The sequence below is a fragment of the Ferruginibacter sp. genome (genome assembly GCF_028288465.1).
Taxonomy (GTDB): Bacteria; Bacteroidota; Bacteroidia; order Chitinophagales; family Chitinophagaceae; genus Ferruginibacter.
Genome location: NZ_JAQBNR010000051.1, coordinates 102,788 through 120,243, shown reverse-complemented (window position 1 = coordinate 120,243; position 17,456 = coordinate 102,788). Strand labels below are relative to the sequence as shown.

General features: G+C 42.3%; 13 protein-coding genes. 10 read left to right on the top strand and 3 right to left on the bottom strand.

The genetic code is table 11. The annotated features are described in order from the left end of the window. Positions 1-44: 44 nt before the first annotated feature. The 4 genes from JWR61_RS20055 to JWR61_RS20040 all read left to right on the top strand — a co-directional run bounded on the left by JWR61_RS20055 (position 45) and on the right by JWR61_RS20040 (position 4,851). Positions 45-500, top strand: coding sequence for a hypothetical protein (locus JWR61_RS20055; RefSeq protein WP_301929503.1), 456 nt, complete (start codon positions 45-47; stop codon positions 498-500). 459 nt (positions 501-959) lie between these two features. Further along, positions 960-2,000 (top strand): nucleoside hydrolase, encoded by a 1,041-nt coding sequence (locus JWR61_RS20050; protein WP_301929502.1) that lies wholly within the window; start codon positions 960-962, stop codon positions 1,998-2,000. Positions 2,001-2,107: 107 nt separating this feature from the next. After that, on the top strand, positions 2,108-3,706 hold the full coding sequence (locus JWR61_RS20045) for a carboxylesterase/lipase family protein (RefSeq protein WP_301929501.1): 1,599 nt from the start codon (positions 2,108-2,110) through the stop codon (positions 3,704-3,706). Positions 3,707-4,107: 401 nt separating this feature from the next. Next, a complete protein-coding gene (locus tag JWR61_RS20040; RefSeq protein WP_301929500.1) occupies positions 4,108-4,851 on the top strand; it encodes an ankyrin repeat domain-containing protein in 744 nt (247 codons plus the stop codon). A 77-nt stretch (positions 4,852-4,928) separates the two neighbouring features. On the opposite strand, the gene mgtA is transcribed toward JWR61_RS20040, so the two are convergent. Continuing rightward, positions 4,929-7,469, bottom strand: coding sequence for a magnesium-translocating P-type ATPase (gene mgtA, locus JWR61_RS20035; RefSeq protein WP_301929499.1), 2,541 nt, complete (start codon positions 7,467-7,469; stop codon positions 4,929-4,931). Between the two features lie 137 nt (positions 7,470-7,606). On the opposite strand from mgtA, the gene JWR61_RS20030 reads away from it, so the two are divergent. Then, a complete protein-coding gene (locus tag JWR61_RS20030; protein WP_301929498.1) occupies positions 7,607-7,963 on the top strand; it encodes a winged helix-turn-helix domain-containing protein in 357 nt (118 codons plus the stop codon). A gap of 104 nt (positions 7,964-8,067) precedes the next feature. Further along, positions 8,068-10,635 (top strand): TonB-dependent receptor, encoded by a 2,568-nt coding sequence (locus JWR61_RS20025; RefSeq protein ID WP_301929497.1) that lies wholly within the window; start codon positions 8,068-8,070, stop codon positions 10,633-10,635. A gap of 61 nt (positions 10,636-10,696) precedes the next feature. Here JWR61_RS20025 and JWR61_RS20020 read toward each other — a convergent pair whose 3' ends face one another. Then, positions 10,697-11,020: a hypothetical protein gene (locus JWR61_RS20020; protein WP_301929496.1), complete on the bottom strand. Its 324-nt coding sequence runs from the start codon at positions 11,018-11,020 to the stop codon at positions 10,697-10,699. A gap of 213 nt (positions 11,021-11,233) precedes the next feature. Here JWR61_RS20020 and JWR61_RS20015 point away from each other — a divergent pair, with 213 nt between their 5' ends. The 3 genes from JWR61_RS20015 (at position 11,234) to JWR61_RS20005 (ending at position 14,314) form a co-directional block, all read left to right on the top strand. Next, the gene (locus JWR61_RS20015) at positions 11,234-11,527 is read left to right on the top strand and encodes a Dabb family protein (protein ID WP_301929495.1); all 294 of its coding nucleotides are present in this window, start codon (positions 11,234-11,236) and stop codon (positions 11,525-11,527) included. Between the two features lie 68 nt (positions 11,528-11,595). Continuing rightward, positions 11,596-13,311, top strand: coding sequence for an IlvD/Edd family dehydratase (locus tag JWR61_RS20010; RefSeq protein ID WP_301929494.1), 1,716 nt, complete (start codon positions 11,596-11,598; stop codon positions 13,309-13,311). Positions 13,312-13,552: 241 nt separating this feature from the next. Then, on the top strand, positions 13,553-14,314 hold the full coding sequence (locus JWR61_RS20005; protein ID WP_301929493.1) for an SDR family NAD(P)-dependent oxidoreductase: 762 nt from the start codon (positions 13,553-13,555) through the stop codon (positions 14,312-14,314). A 71-nt stretch (positions 14,315-14,385) separates the two neighbouring features. On the opposite strand, the gene JWR61_RS20000 is transcribed toward JWR61_RS20005, so the two are convergent. Next, positions 14,386-15,414 (bottom strand): LacI family DNA-binding transcriptional regulator, encoded by a 1,029-nt coding sequence (locus tag JWR61_RS20000; protein ID WP_301929492.1) that lies wholly within the window; start codon positions 15,412-15,414, stop codon positions 14,386-14,388. 208 nt (positions 15,415-15,622) lie between these two features. Between JWR61_RS20000 and JWR61_RS19995 the strand changes: the two genes are divergently transcribed. Then, on the top strand, positions 15,623-17,122 hold the full coding sequence (locus JWR61_RS19995) for a DUF4832 domain-containing protein (RefSeq protein WP_301929491.1): 1,500 nt from the start codon (positions 15,623-15,625) through the stop codon (positions 17,120-17,122). The last annotated feature ends 334 nt before the right edge of the window (positions 17,123-17,456 follow it).

Sequence of the window (17,456 nt, the reverse complement as noted above, 5' to 3'; positions counted from 1 at the left end):
TGTTACTAACCGTTCTGTTGCAAACCTTCTTAAAACGATCTGACATGAAAAGGATATCAGCAATGGTGTTTATTTCCCTCGTCTTTGCAACCTTCGGCTGTAGTAAGAAGTCCGCAGACATGCCGGTACAGGAAGTCGCTACTTTCCCAACACCAGACTGGAAAGCAGATGATACCGGCAAGTACCCGGCCACTATGACCGCCGTAATTGCTTTGCCTGCAGCACTTGCTGCCAATGCGATGGAAAATGATCAACTGGCCGCCTTCATCAATGATGAATGCCGGGGGGTAGGAGTAGTGGTAAAGGTGGATAAACAGAATCTGTTCTTTGTGCTGGTACAGGGCTTAACCGATGAGACAAATAAAATTACCATCAGGTATTACAGCAATAAAACAGCTTACATGTACAAGTCGGAGCCTGTAATCACTTTTTCGGCAGATGCGACCTACGGAACAGCTGAAGATCCGCAAATAGTAGCGCTTACCCAGGTAAAGAAATAATGAATGCGACCGGGGGATTTAGTTTTGATCCTGATGGAAATAGTAATATAGTTGAATAACCTGTTACCTTCTTAAAAAGCAGGCTTTACATACATTGACGGTAAACGTTATCAGTACTTATTAAGCAGATTTGCGACTATCTATAAAGTGTAAAAGCAGCAGCAAGATTTTGGTTGAACGCCGGTAATTTTTTAACCCTTGATTTTTCAGGGGTGTTTTTGTGGGCAGCCGGTGAAGCAGAAGTATACAGGCATTACCTTAAGGGGCTAGCCGGTGGCACAAATGACTTCTAATGCAAACAGGTTTCAATTTTAAAAAACTTAAATGAGGGAGTTAGTCTTAAAAATATTTACCTTGAAACCGAAGACAGCCATATATGAAATCATAAATACTTCATTTAACGGCTTGCGCATTTTACAATTATAACTGACCACCAACACTAAATCTAAATATTGAACCATGGTGAACAAGAAATGCCTTTTATTAACGCTTTTTTTGTGCAGCACATTAGCCGCTGCTATTGCGCAACAACATGCACCGCAACTTTTTGCAGATAGTCTTGTAAAACCCCGGATGCGAATTATCATCGACAATGATTTCGGCGGCGATCCCGATGGCTTGTTTCAACTGGTGCATCACCTGCTGTCGCCTTCTGTTGAAATACGGGCTATCATAGGGTCTCATTTAAGAGCGGGAGATGGTTTCGATCCTTCCAGAGAAACTGCAGCCAATGCAAAAAAGAAAATAGAGGAAGTGCTAAACATTATGAATGCCGGCAAAAGTTTTAATGTATTCCAGGGATCAAACGTTGCGCTGGAAAACGATAGTACGGCACAACCATCAGATGCAGCAAATGCTATCATTAAAGAAGCCATGCGGGACGATACCAAGCTTCCTTTATACGTAGTATGCGGTGCTGGTTTGACTGATCTTGCAAGTGCATATTTAAAAGAGCCTGCCATCGCAAGTCGTTTAACATTGATATGGATTGGCGGGCCCGAATATGCGGAACTGGCAACACCTCCCCCGGGTTACACCAGCCTTGAATATAATCTCGCAATAGATCTTAAAGCAGGGCAGGTAATTTTTAATAAGTCTGCCATCAATGTTTGGCAAATTCCGAGAAACGTTTATCGCCAGGTTATGCTGCCTTACTCATCATTGTTGCTCAAGGTAAAAACACAGGGCAGGATAGGAGCGTATCTAACTGCAGATATTGAACGCGTTATGAAGATGGGCCTTAAATATAATTTCAATGTTGGCGAAACCTACATTATTGGTGACAGCCCGCTGGTGCTGTTAACTGCGTTGCAATCGTCGTTTGAGGCGGACCCTTCATCAAGTTTTTATGTACTGCGTCCGTCTCCGTTGATTAATAGCCAGGGTTTGTATGAAGTAAACCATAAGGGGAGAAATATACGGGTGTACACAACATTGGATACAGGATTGTTACTGGAAGATTTTTTTTCCAAATTGGTCTTGTTTAATCAAAATAAATAAGCGGTTAGCAACGGATATATGAAATTGACCATCAATTTTAAAGCCTGCAGCTTGGCATTTCTGCTTATCTTCAAAATAAATTACCTGTAACGATTAAAAAATTGCAAATGAAAAAAATCACTCTTTTTACTTTAGGCCTGTTGGCCATTGCTAACGCTGCCATCAGCCAGCTGGTAACCGGCGAAAATATTGCGGTAACCAGCACCAATTCCGGCAAAGTGCGGGGATATATTAACAACACCGTGTATACTTACAAAGGCATTCCGTATGCGGAAGCCAACCGCTTTGAATCACCGCGGCCACCCAAACCGTGGGAGGGTGTTCGCAGTTCAATGGTATACGGCCCGGTTGCGCCTTTACTCGACCCCATTACATCGGTTCAGGATGAAGGCGAGTTTATTTTTCATCACGATTTTGGCTATACAAACGAAGATTGTTTGCGGTTAAATATCTGGACAAAGGGTATTGATAACTCAAAGAAAAGACCGGTTATGTTTTGGATTCACGGTGGCGGTTTTACAGCCGGTTCATCGCAGGAGCTGCCTTCTTACGATGGTGAAAATCTTGCGAAAAATGGAGATGTTGTAGTGGTGTCTATTAATCACCGGTTGAATATATTGGGCTTCCTGGATCTTTCTGCATATGGGGAAAAATACAAACACTCAGCCAATGCAAGCATACTGGATATTAAAGCCGCCTTGGAATGGGTAAGGGATAACATAGCCAATTTTGGCGGCGATCCAAACAACGTCACCATCTTCGGTCAGTCAGGGGGCGGGGCAAAAGTGAATACCTTAATGGCCATGCCATCTGCAAAAGGATTGTTTCATAAAGCCATCAACGAAAGCGGTTCGTTCAGATCGAATATGCTTGAAAAAGCAACTACCCAGTTAATTACTGCAGAAGTATTAAAGGCATTGAACCTGCAGCCTGGCCAGGCGGATAGCCTGCAGCATATACCGTTTGCACAGTTAAGCGAAGCAGGTAAAAAGGCCCTTAAAGTGGTAGCTGATAAAATGAAAGCAGATGGTAAATCAGCACCGGGCTTTGGACTGAGCTGGGGGCCCAGCATTGATGGCGAAGACCTTCCCTACCAGCTCTTTTCAAAAGAAGCGTTCGAATTATCAAAAAATATTCCATTGCTGATTGGAACTACAAAAAATGAATTCGCCCCTTTTGCAAACGGCGCCCTGAACAACGCGTCGCTTGAAAAAATAAAGGAAGTAATCAAAACCCAGCGGGGTGATAAAGCAGACACCTACCTGGCCGCCGTTAAGAAGGCATATCCCAACGATACAAAGCCAATTGATTTACTGGATGTTGATGTAATGTTTCGTCCGGGCGCAGTTAGCCAGGCCAATGAAAAATCCGCATTGAATGCGGCACCTGTTTATATGTATTTGTTCACCTGGCAATCGTCTGTGATGGATGGTAAATACAAAGCCATTCACTGCATGGAAATTCCTTTTGTATTCAATAATATTCAACGTTGCAACGAGATGACGGGTGGAAATAAAGATGCCTATGTTTTAGCTGATAAAGTTTCCAATGCATTTATCAATTTTGCAAAAACCGGAAATCCGAATCACAAGGGATTACCCGACTGGCCTGCCTATACAACAGCCAGCACTGCTACCATGCACCTGGATAATACCTGCGAAGTAAAGCCACAAATGGATAAGGAGTTATTTGACCTTGTAAAATAAGTACGGTTAATTTTTTAAGGAGATTAAAGGCGATATCTTATTATTGTCGCAATACATAAGGATGCGGCCGTAAAAGGTTTGCCAATCTTTGCACAAACTAAGTTGAAGATGGTTTAAGGCGCAAGGGTTGGCAATCCTTTTTTTAAGATGGCTGCTAAGGCATATTGTTTTCTTTTTTACCCTGTCATTGGAAGAATTGCCAAAAGGTATTTTTACGGTTTATATCCGGCAAATTTATTGCTGTCGTATACTATAGTATGCTGGCTTGCTATTTGGTGTGAAGCTGAATTAGATCTCGTATAGTGATTTTAACAGGCCAACACATACCATTGAAGAAAGCGCCTTTAAACTGCAACCGCTCAACGCAGCAAATTGCAGCAACTATTTTAAACTGAATACGCATGAATTACTTAAAGGAAATCATAATCAATTTTGAATTGCATTCGGTTGAGGGAATAAAAGCCTGTTTCAAGAACGGGGTAAATCCCAACGAAGTGGTGGATGGTAAACCGCTTATCTACTCCTTAATCAACATGTATACACGCGGACCACTTTTTAAAGAATGCATCCGGGCCTTTGTAGAGTATGGAGTAGATTTCGAAGACAAAATATTACTGTCAGTTTTACTGGATGATGCAACTGCGCTGGATATGCAATTAAATGAAGATAAAGCTGCACTGCTAAAAAGATATTCCTTTGACTGTACTTTTGCACCACTTCGGGAAGCTTCCCTGTTGCACATTTGTGCTGAATACAACCATTTAGATTGTGCGAAAGTATTGGTACAACATGGTGCCAATATAAACGCAACGGCAGGGCTTGATGAAAATGGTTTTGGCGGACAAACTCCCATTTTTCATACAGTAAACCAGGATGCGAATAAGAGCATTGATGTATTGCAATATTTGATTTCTCAAAAGGCTGACCTGTTACGTACGGTAAAGGGGCTTGTGTGGGGCAAGGGCTATGAATGGGAAACTTTCATTCCTTCGGTAAATCCAATCGGCTACGCGATGATGGGACTGCTGCGCCAGTTCCAGCGCACCGAGGCGCATATTTATACTGTTGTTTCCCTGTTGATGAAGGCTGCTTACGGAACTGAATATTATCCCGCGAACGTTCCCAATAAATACCTGAATACATGATAAAATAATTTTGGCTGAACTGTTTTTGCAGGTTCATGTTTTATATTCAGAAAGTTGCTGAAGCCCTGCATAGAGCGTCAGGATTGGTTCTGTAATTTTTTATAAAACCATCGCTTTGCCAGCTCGGCAGATATAATATAACAGCTGATGATCAGCATCATCCATCCATAATAAGACAACGGCAGGCGAACAAAACCGAATAAACCTGCGAAAGGCATTAACGGAATGGACAATACAAACAACACAATCAGGCTCGTTGCGATAGCAAGCCATTTGCCTGGCAAACTTTTAAAAAATGGCAGTCTCGTTCTTACAACCAATACAATCAATGTGGCGGAAATAACTGACTCTGTAAACCAGCCCGTTTGAAATACTTTTTCATTTTCCTTCATTAATAAAAGCAATACACCAAAAGTAAGGTAGTCATACACGGAACTTAACAGCCCGAATACAATCATAAATCGTTTGATTAACTTAATATTCCAACGCTGCGGTTTGCTTACGGAAGCCATATCTACGCGGTCGGTAGCAATTGCCATTTCCGGGAAGTCGGTTAATAAATTGGTCAGTAATATTTGTTTTGGTAACAAGGGCAAAAACGGTAAAAATAAAGAGGCGCCCGCCATACTAAACATATTGCCAAAGTTGGCGCTGCTGGCCATAAAAATATATTTCATAGTATTGGCAAATGTCTTTCGCCCTGCAACGATACCGGTTATCAAAACATTCAGATCCTGGTTCAATAACACAATCGCTGCGGCTTCTTTTGCCACATCTACCGCCGTGTTAACAGAGATGCCCACATCCGCAGCATGCAAGGCTGGAGCGTCGTTAATGCCATCGCCCATAAAGCCAACTACATTGCCTGATCTTTTCAAAAACAAAATGATGCGTTCCTTTTGATTGGGTTCAACTTCTGCAAAAATATTTGTCCGGGGAGCCTTTTCAAACAGCGCTCTGTCGCTCATTTCTCTCATTTGTGCACCTGTAAGAATCACCGGGTTTTCCATGCCAACCTGCTTTGCAAAACTTGCTGCTACGAGTTCATTATCTCCCGTAATTATTTTTAGTGATACACCTAAATTATGCAGGTTGGCAATGGTTTGCTGCGCATCTTTTTTAGGCGGATCAAACAGGGTAATAAAACCCAGGAAAGTCATATTGATTTCATCGGCCCGGGTAAAATTTTTATCAGCTGACCCTTTTTTATAGGCTACACCCAATACCCGCAAACCTGCAGCGCTCAATGTGGTATATTCTGTACGAATGGCTTCCAGCTTATCTTTCATGGGGATAGCGCCTGCTGTTGTTTCAGCCTCATCACAAATAGTAAGAATAGAATTCAATGCTCCTTTGGTAATAGCAAAATTATCAGTGGCGTTCTTCACCTGTATGGTTAATCTTTTCCTGATAAAGTCATACGGTATTTCTGCCTGTATGGTAAAGCCTTTTCCATCACCCGTGTAACTGGAACGGATGGCTTCATCAATCGGGTTTTTAAACCCCTGCTGCATCGTAGCATTTAACCAGGCAAATTGCAATGTTTTTTCTGAGTGATTGCCTTCAATATCCAGCGCATCCTTCAGCGTTACTTTGCCTTCTGTGATAGTGCCCGTTTTATCTGAGCACAAAATATTCATACACCCAAAGTTTTCGATAGAAGAAAGCCGCTTTACAATTACCTGTTGCTTCGCCATAGCCCGGGCACCGACAGAAAGATTTACGCTGATGATGGCGGGCAGCAGTTGAGGTGTAAGTCCGACAGCCAATGCAAGAGAAAATAGAAAGGAATCTAACGCAGGTTTATGCAGCAATACATTAATGGCAAAGATGATGATCACCAGTACCAGTGTAATTTCCATCAGCATGTATCCAAACTGGCGGATACCTTTTTCAAAATCTGTTTCCGGAATTTTTGTTCCAAGCTTATCTGATATTTTACCGAACTCAGTCTGCTTACCTGTTTTTATCACCAACGCTTTGGCCCTGCCGCTGATTACATGCGAGCCCATAAATAGTGAATTGCTTCTTTTGGAAAGCGGCGCATCAACAGCTGCGATGCCTACCGATTTTTCAACCGGGTATGTTTCCCCGGTAAAGGCGGCTTCATCAATAAACAGTTCTTTAGATTCTATCAGTAAACTGTCAGCAGGTATCACGTCTCCTGCGGATAAAACGATGATATCTCCCGGCACTGCGTTTTCAACCGGCAGTTCCATTTCTTTTTCGTCTCTTACGATCCTGCATTTTATCTGCACCATTTTTAATAACTCTTCCACGGCATTGGCGGCTCCTTTTTCCTGCCAGAAACCGAGTATGCTGCTTACCAGAATAATCAGCAGAATAATTACCGTGTCAGAAATGTCACCCAGCGCCATTGATAACAAAGCAGCTGCTATCAGCAAAATCGTGATAGGACTTTTAAATTGTAACAGAAAAAGAATAATCGCGGATGAATTTGATTTTGCCTTGAAACTATTTTTACCGTATTGTTTAAGCCTCGCATTGGCTTCCTTTGTTGATAGTCCATTTGAAGAACAGGAAATATTTTTGAAAGCATCTTCAGGTTTAAGCGCCCAGAAAGTATCTGTCGAAGCGTTTGTAGAATTTTGCTGCATGCGTAAAGTTACCTGAAAATTATTTTTATTCCCTTAAACGTCATTTCATGCAATTTAAAATTGGGCCTGTTGTGCAGTGGCGAAGTTTAGTAAACTGCTTTAACTTAGCGCAATTAATCGTAGTATAAAACAAGATAATGCCTGCTTCAAAAAAGAAACTATCCCTTGTAGCCGACGGACGTATCTGGATCAGTACCGCTGAGGGAAAACTGGTTGGCAAGGGCCGCATAGAACTACTTGAAAAAATTAAACAGTACGGCTCCATTCGGCAGGCTGCTATGGCGATGGAAATGAGTTACAGGCAGGCCTGGCAGTTAATAGATGACATGAACACCAAGGCACAAACGCCCCTGGTAATTTCAACGCGGGGTGGCAAGGGTGGTGGCAAGGCAACTGTCACAGAAAAAGGCGAACAATATATTACCCTCTTCAACAGCTTCAATAAAAAATTTCAGCAATTGCTTGCACAGCAAACACAGCATTTTATTTTTTAAAATGCCATTTTGGTATTATGTTTGTTTTCGTTATACCTCAACAGGTATAACGAAACTTGTTCCAAATCTTCCTCCAATTATGCCGGGACTATAAAAGATAAACAATGAAATTTGTTACAGGAATTGTTGTAAGTTATTTTTCTGTGGCGCAGGTTGCGGCGCAGGATACCAGCCTGGTAAATAAAAATAGCAACGATTCAATGCATGCTGCAGTACTGAATGAAGTAGTGGTAACGGCATCAAGAATACCAGAAAATATATTGCAATCGCCGGTGAGTATCGAAAAGCAAACAACGGTATATTTTAAAAATTCAGCTTCTCCTTCTTTTTTTGATGCACTTGAAAATGTGAAGGGCGTGCAGATGATTACGCCCAGCCTGGGGTTTAAGGTAATTAATACAAGAGGGTTTGCCAACACTACCAACGTACGTTTTGCACAACTGGTAGATGGAATGGACATACAGGCGCCACACCTTGGGGCGCCTATCGCCAATGCGCTTGGACCGGGTGACCTGGACATAGAAAGTGCGGAAATTATTCCGGGTGCAGCGTCTGCCTTGTACGGCATGAATACGATCAATGGCCTTGCCAACTTTATTACCAAAGATCCCTTTACAAGCGAAGGAATAAGCGTACAACAAAAAACAGGTGTCAATCATTTACATGATAACAACAGCAGTCCTTCCATTTTTTCTGAAACCAGTCTCCGCATTGCACATGCTTTTTCTTCCAAATTTGCCTTTAAAATAAACGCCACTTTTACTAAGGGAAATGATTGGGTGGCGGATGATCATACAGATTTGAATACTACCGCAAATTCAAGCGCCGGCCTTATTGGTGCAGATAACCCGGCCATTGATCCGGTAAATGGTTATGGCAATGAATCATCCAACAGGCGAACGCTTGTATTGCAGGGCAAAAACTATGTAGTGGCCCGTACCGGTTATTATGAAAAGCAGGTAGCCAATTACGACCTGCAAAATGCCAGGGCAGATGCAACGCTGGTTTATAAAATCAATAAAAACAGTACACTGACATACGCCTACAAATTTGCCATACTGGATAATATTTACCAGCGGTCCAACAGGTTTAGGCTGGAAAATTATAAGGTGCAGCAGCAAGGCGTTACGTTAAAAACATCGGCTGTTACTGCACATGCCTACTGGAATGCAGAAAACACCGGTGATGCTTATAACCTTCGCTCCATCGCGGAAAATATGGACAAGGCTTTTAAAAGTGATGATAACTGGTTTAGCAATTATACCAGCCGGTTTAACAGTTCGGTTGCGGCCGGCACCGATGTACTGCGGGCTTTACAGGTGGCAAGGGCATTTGCCGATTCCGGCAGGTTTGAGCCTGGCAGCAGCGCATGGAAAACAACCTTTGATAAATTAAAAAACATCAACAACTGGGATACAGGGGCTGCCCTTCGGGTAAAAGCCAACCTGGTAAATATCGACGGACAAATTAATATAACAGACGCGTTTTTATCCAACTTAAAAAAGAATGCCCGGGTAGAATTACTGGCAGGTTTTGATTACAGAACGTATATTGTTGTACCCGATGGCAATTACTTTGTCAACCCGGTAAAGCAGGATCCATACAGTAATTTGGTGTACAGTAAAACCGGCGGTTTTGTGGCGGTAACAAAACAATTCTTTAATAAAAAACTAAAATTGGGCGCTACTTTGCGAGCTGATAAAAACGATTATTTTCATACCACTTTTAATCCGCGGTTTTCAGCCGTATATGCCCCGTCCGTCCAAGGTAATTTCCGTATATCTTACCAGAGCGGTTACCGTTTTCCCAGTTTGTTCGAAGGCTTTAGCAACGTAAACAGCGGTGGTGTAAAAAGAGTGGGCGGGCTGAAAGTAATGTCCAATGGTGTGTTTGAAAACTCGTGGTTAAAATCATCGATTGATGCGTTTAAAGCGGCAGTAATAAAAGATGTGAATACCAGCGGACTCACCAAAGCTGCAGCCATTAAAAAGAACCAAACGATGCTGGCGAAAAACAGTTACACTTACCTGGTGCCGGAACATATCAGCTCGTTTGAGATTGGTTATAAAGGATTGTTTCCTGAATCAAAATTATTGGTGGATGTGGATTTTTATTACAATCACTACCATTCATTTATTGCCCAGGTAGAAGCAAGTGTGCCCAAAACAGCCATTGCAGATTCAATTCCTTTTTATTTAAATGATAATAAACTGCAGGACCGGTACCGCTTATGGACCAATTCAAAAACTACCGTGTTCAATTATGGAGGCAGCCTTGGTGTGAAATATAACCTGCTGCGCAACCTGCTCATCAATGCCAATGTTGCTTATGCAAAGCTGGATAGAAAAACCGGTAATGATGGTTTGGAAGATGGCTTTAACACACCCAAATGGATCACCAATATTACCTTTTCAACGGATCATCTTTATAAAGGCATTGGTGCTGGTATTACTTACAAATGGCAGAGCAGTTATTACTGGCAATCGTTCTTGGTAAACGGCCAGGTGCCTGCATATGGCAGTATGGATGTGCAAATGAACTACCAGTTTAAAAAGCCAGGGGTAAGCGTAAAACTGGGTGCCACCAACCTGTTGAATCGTTATTACTATTCTTTCCTGGGCGGACCTTCTATTGGCGGACTTTATTACTCAGCGGTAACGTATATGTTCTAGCACATTCAACCGGTATAGTTTTCCGGAGTAATTTTTATTGTATTTTCCAGATGAAATGAAATTAAAATGTGGCATAATCTGTCACTTTAATCGCTTTCATATTGCAACGCGAAGTATTTTGCCAGTTCAATTTTACATGCACCGGGAACCGGGGGTTATCTGGTAACTGAAATATAGCAGGGTTGTCTATAATCATCCTTGAACTATCGGTTCCATCTGTAAAATGAAAAACCAGGCTACCACATGCACACGGGCATTGCGCTAAACAGGGGCATTCCCGCAAATCAATGCCTGTAATCGTGCCCTCATTAGCATACACCACAACTTTTTCTTTTTTGCAGGAAGATAACAGGCCCGCTAATGCCAGCAATAGAATATATTTCATAGCTTTTACAGGCTGACAAAAATACAATCAAATTGGTTGCATGGATTTTTTAAAAAGGTTTGTCCATCTTTCAAAACCTGGCCCCCACTTGGGGAAACAAAAAAAATCATCCAACAAAAAAATACCTGCTTGCTATTTGCCTGATTATTTGTTTTTTTGAGTTGCCATAAGGGAATTTGAATAAAATCACCGCAGCTTACAATTCGGCTATATATGATACGTCATTCCGTTATTTTTACCTTAACCTTCTTGAAAAATAGTGCCGAAGAAAAGGCATTCTTTGCAGCAGCTGCAACGCTATCCAACATACCAGGAGTGCTTAATTTTGAAATGCTTAAACAAACAAGTAAAAAAAATAATTTTGATTTCGGCTTGTCAATGGAGTTTGAAAGCCAGCAATCGTATGATGCGTATTCCAGCCATCCGCGTCATCAACAATTTATTCAGCAATATTGGGTAAAGTACGTGCAGGATTTTCTGGAGATTGATTATGAACCATTGCAATAATAGCCCTCAAACAAAATAAATGTCAGTCAGGCAATATGCGTAATTTGTTGCTTGTAATAAAATAGACTATGGAACCCGAAAAATTAAGAAGCGCCAGCTGGTTTGGCCGCAAAGACAAGGATGGATTCATATACCGTGCATGGATGAAGAACCAGGGTGCACCACCAGATATGTTTGATGGCAGGCCGGTAATTGGCATCTGCAACACCTGGAGTGAATTAACACCCTGCAACGGGCATTTCAGGGAACTGGCAGAAGCAGTTAAAAAGGGCGTGCTGGAAGCCGGTGGTTTCCCGGTGGAATTTCCGGTAATGTCGCTAGGCGAAACACTGATAAAGCCAACCGCCATGTTATACCGCAACCTGGTAAGCATGGATGTGGAAGAATCTATCCGTGCCAACCCGGTAGATGGCGTAGTGTTATTGTGCGGGTGTGATAAAACAACGCCTTCGCTGGTAATGGGTGCCTGCAGCGTAGATATCCCAACACTCGTTATTTCGGGCGGTCCTATGTTAAAGGGCCATTGGAAGGGGAGAGATATCGGTACGTCCGACATCTGGCGTTTTGATGCTGCCCATAAACTGGGGCAAATTACAACAGAAGAATTTATGGAGTCAGAAGCCTGCATGGCCCGGACACAGGGCCATTGCGCCGTAATGGGCACGGCTTCTACTATGGCGGTAATGGTAGAGGCGCTCGGGCTTTCACTGCCCAACAATGCCTCCATACCTGCTGCAGATGCCAGGCGGAAAGTATTCTCTCAACTATCCGGCCGGCGTATTGTGGATATGGTAAAAGAAAACCTCACCATGTCAAAAATTTTAACTCGCAAGGCTTTTGAAAATGCCATCATGGTCAATGCTGCCATGGGGGGATCTACTAATTTTGTCATTCACCTGCTGGCCATTGCAGGTCGCATTGGTGTTGATTTAAACATTGAAGATTTTGACAAGTATTCCCAGGGAATACCGTTGCTGGCCAACATTCAGCCATCAGGTGAAAACTATATGGAAGACTTGTATTACTCCGGAGGTTTACCTGCGGTGATCAAAGAAATGAAAGCCATTATTCACAATGATGCGATAACCGTAAATGGGAAAATGATGGGCGACAACTGTGCGACGGCAGAAGTGTATGACCGCAATATTATCAGCACCATGCAGGAACCATTTAAACCAGAGTCGGGCATACTGGTAGTAAAGGGAAACCTTGCACCCGATGGTGCGGTGATGAAGCCATCGGCAGCCACACCGGCTCTATTAAAACATTCCGGTAAAGCGGTGGTGTTTGAAAATATAGAAGACTACCATGCACGCATAGACGATCCTGCACTGGACATTGATGCAACCAGCATTATGGTATTAAAAAATGTGGGCCCAAAAGGGTATCCCGGCATGGCAGAAGTAGGCAATATGACGCTGCCAAAAAAGTTACTCGAACAGGGTGTTACAGACATGGTGCGTATATCAGACGGCCGTATGAGCGGCACAGGTTTTGGAACAACCGTGTTGCATGTATCACCGGAGGCCGCCGTGGGTGGCCCGTTGGCGCTGGTAAAAAATGGCGATATCATCAGCCTGGATGCGCATAACAGAACATTGCAGCTGGAAGTGAGTGAGGAAGAACTGGCTGTTCGCAAAGCGGCATGGAAGCAAACAGAAACGATGCAGACAAGGGGTTATGTGCACTTGTATCAAACACATGTACAGCAGGCGCACCTGGGCGCAGACATGGATTTTTTAAAAGGAGGTTCAGGCAATAAGGTAAGCAGGGATTCGCACTAAGGAGTTATGAAGAAAGTTATAAGTTTTAAGTTATAGGTTTTAAGTTAGCGCACACGGGTTCGAAGCTGTATGCATCTTTTCCGGCTAATAAGTATAAAGAACCATATTGATATCGCTCCTGTGACAACTAAAAAGGATCAAAACATAAGACTCCGCAGCTTATAACTTAAAACTTATAACCTACAACTCTTAAAAACTTATAACTTATCACTTATCATTTACAACTTATAACTTAAAGAACATGTCTTTCAAAAATAAAACAGCGATTGTAACCGGGGCGGGACAGGGTATTGGCCTTGAAATATGCAGCCAGCTTGCAAGGGAAGGAGCCAATGTATTATTGAATGATGTGGATGAAGTCCTTGCTGACCAAGCGGTTCAACGGGTGATAGCTGCTGGCGGTACAAGCTGCATTGCTTTTTCGGGCGATGCAAGCGACCCCGTATTTATACAACGCATGGTAGATACCGCAGTCAGCAAATTTGGCCAGCTTGATATTGTAATCGCCAATGCCGGCATTACTTTATTTGGTGATTTTTTTACCTATACTCCGGAAGCATTCTTCAGGGTAATGCAGGTGAACCTTGGAGGCACCTTCTTTTTAGCGCAGGCTGCAGCCAATCAAATGAAAAAACAGGCTTCGGGCGGATCGTTATTATTTACCTCTTCGGTTACCGGTCACCAGGCGCATAAAGATTTGGCGGCATATGGTATGAGCAAGGCTGCACTGGAAATGCTGGCAAAAAATCTGGTAATAGAATTATCACAATTTAAAATCAATGTAAATACCATTGCGCCTGGTGCAACGCTAACCGAACGCACCATGGACGATCCGGAATATGCAGCCACCTGGAGCCGCATAACACCGATGGGAAGAGCCGCTACGGTTACCGATATAGCCGATACGGCGTTGTTCCTGGTATCAGAAAAAGCGAGGCATATTACCGGGCAAAGTTTGGTGGTGGATGGTGGATGGACCTGTATCAGCCCTTCACCATTTTAGGTTTAGTAAACAATATTTTCAATTATTTTAGTTGGGGAAAAAGAGCCCGTGCACAGGGCTTTTTGTATTGCTTATTTCTTTTCATGCAGTACCAGTTGCGATTCTACGATGATCTTATAATACACTTCGTTTTGACCGCTTTCGTCTTTATTTTTATTCATCAGTTCAAGTAAAATCTCCGTAGCTTTTTGACCCTGTATATACGGGTATTGTTCTACCGAAGCCAGCGGTGGGTAGGCACTGTAGCTGCTGATGGGTAAATTGGCAAAACTTACAAAACAGACATCCTTATTTATTTTTCGTTTTCTTTTTTGCGCATACTGGATGGCATCCAGCGCTACATAGTCGTTAAAGGTAACGATGGCAGTAGGTTTTCGCTTTGAACTCAGCAGTTCTTCCATGGCAAGTTGTGTGCCTGTTAAAGAAAGATCACTGTTTACCACAAGGGATGGATCAAACTTCAAACGGCTTTTTGTCATTGACTGCTGGTAGCCTTCCTTTCTTTCCTGGCTGGCCAGTAATTTTTCCGGGCCATTGATCATGCCGATTACCCGGTGCCCTTTTTTAATGAGGAAAGAAACCGCCTGCAGGGTTCCTGAAATCATGTTGGAACTTACATAGTGTATATCGCTCATCTTCGGAATGCGGTCAAAAAACACTACCGGGATACCATATTTTTTCAGGCTTTCAAAATGTTCGTAATTGACCGTGTTTTTTGAAATGGAAATGATCACACCATCTACCCGGTGCTGTTTCATAGTTTCCAAAATCTTTTTTTCTCTTTCTTCACTATCATGCGACTGGCCGAGCAGTACCGTGTATTTATTTTTTTCAGCCGTATCTTCAATGCCATTGATGGAGGTTGAAAAAAAAGCTTCCGCCAGTTCAGGAATGATAACGCCGATGGTAAAAGTTTTTCGTTGCTGAAAAAAAATTGCTGTTTGGTTGGGCTCATAATTTAATTCCTTGGCCAGTTGCTGCACACGCAGCTTGGTGCGTAAGCCAATGTTCGGGTGATTATGCAAAGCTCTTGAAACGGTGGAAAAAGAAATGTTCAGTTGTTTTGCTATTTCTTTAATCGTTGTTGGCTTTTGCTCCATGGCCCTAAAGTAAATCGTTTTTTATAAATGTGGTTAAAACAGTAAAACGTTTGCGTAGTTTTCTCCGCAAACCTTTGTATAATTTAACGCTTTATGCACATGGATTTTTAATGCAGGATGTTGTACATTTTTTACATCACCTTTTTGTATGGTGAAGTGTATGACCATTGCATAATAGCAATTGCAATAATTTAAAACCAATCAATCAATGACAAAGTTTGTATTTGTTCTGTCAGGCATTTTTACTGTAATGATCGCAGCAGCCCAAAACAAGACAATTGTATATAAAGAAAGCCAGGAAGATATTGTAAATCCTGAAAGAGGTTTCTATATTCCTTCGGGAACAAGGGCCAGCAATTTTGTTGTGCTGGATGCAGAAAAATTGAGAGCGTACCGCAATAACCCGCAACGCAGTTCCAAAGCCAGTTACACAGTTAAAGTTAGTTTGATTTACCGCGGTTATGAACTGGATACGTTTAAAAATCAACCTTTGTCAGCTGCATTTTTAGCCAATCTGCAAAAAGATTTTGATGCAGTACGGTCAGCTGGTTTAAAGATGATTTTACGCTTTGCATACACCAATACTTCGCACGAAGGCAACTGCGGGGATGAGTATAAAATATGTTCTCCGTATGGGGATGCACCACGAAGCATCACGCTCCATCACATACAACAATTGAAGCCATTATTGCAACAAAACGCGGATGTGATCGCCGTGCTGCAGGAGGGTTTTATCGGCATCTGGGGCGAGAATTATTTTACTGATTATTTTGGCGATGCATCCAACAGTGGTATTGGAAAAGTGCTTGACAGCAGCTGGCGTCACCGGAATGAATTGCTGCAGGCTTTGCTGGATGCCTTGCCAAAAAGCAGGATGGTACAGGTTCGCACACCACAGATAAAACAAAAGTTTGTATACGGCCCGTCGGCGCCAACTACAAGCGCACCACTTAAAATAACAGCAGCGTTTAATAATGCCAATGCATCAAGGATTGGTTTTCACAATGATTGTTTTTTATCGGGCCAAGATGATTATGGTACTTTTTATGATTATGGAAGTTCTACCCAGCCAAGACAACCGGCAAACGCAGTACTTAGAAAATACATTGAAGCGGATACAAAATTCACTGTGGTTGGCGGAGAAACATGTGATGATAGTTTTAGTCCGCAGAATGATTGTGCCCCCGCAGGCCATGCAGAAAAGGAAATGCGCAGCATGCATTACAGTTACCTGAATGCAGCGTACAATAATGATGTAAACAATGACTGGGATAGCAGCGGCTGTCTCGACAACATCAAACGAAATCTTGGCTACCGCTTTGTTTTACGCAAAGCAATATTACCGTTGCAGCTGAATAAAAAAAGTTCATTAATAATTGATTTTATAATCACCAATCTTGGTTATGCTGCAGCATATAATGCCAGGCCGTTAAAAATTATTTTGCGCAACAGCGCAACGCAAAAAGAATATTCAATTGTTTTAAAAACAGATCTGCGGTTTTGGTTTAGCGGCACCCACCACGTGCAAGAAAAGCTGCAACTGCCTGCGGGTATCAATCCCGGTAATTACCAGCTATTTTTATATTTACCCGATGCTGCTGAAACCCTTGCTGCTCGGACCGAATACGCTGTAATGCTGGCCAACGAAAATATGGCTGAGAAAACAACAGGCTACAATGATCTTCATCACATCATCCGCATAAAGTAAATTCAACATCACTACTGATAGATTGTATAAAACTGCTTTTTACCCTTAAAGCCGGGGTACAAGTACCTCCTGTAATCTGCGATTACGCAGCCAATTGCTATGCAATGCAAACTTTAAAATAATTCATTTTTGTCACCGCAATAATTGCCGCTTTTAATTTGTAATACATCCTGAAGATTCGGTTTATAAACAACAGGGCAATGAGCTTTTTGCCGGGTAATTCAGTACCCAAAAAATAACTTGCTACGTTATTTAATCGCTTTCTTCTGCAAATAAAATAATGTTTAAAAGTTAAGCAAACGTTTTACCTGTTTACACAAACGATTGCAATTTT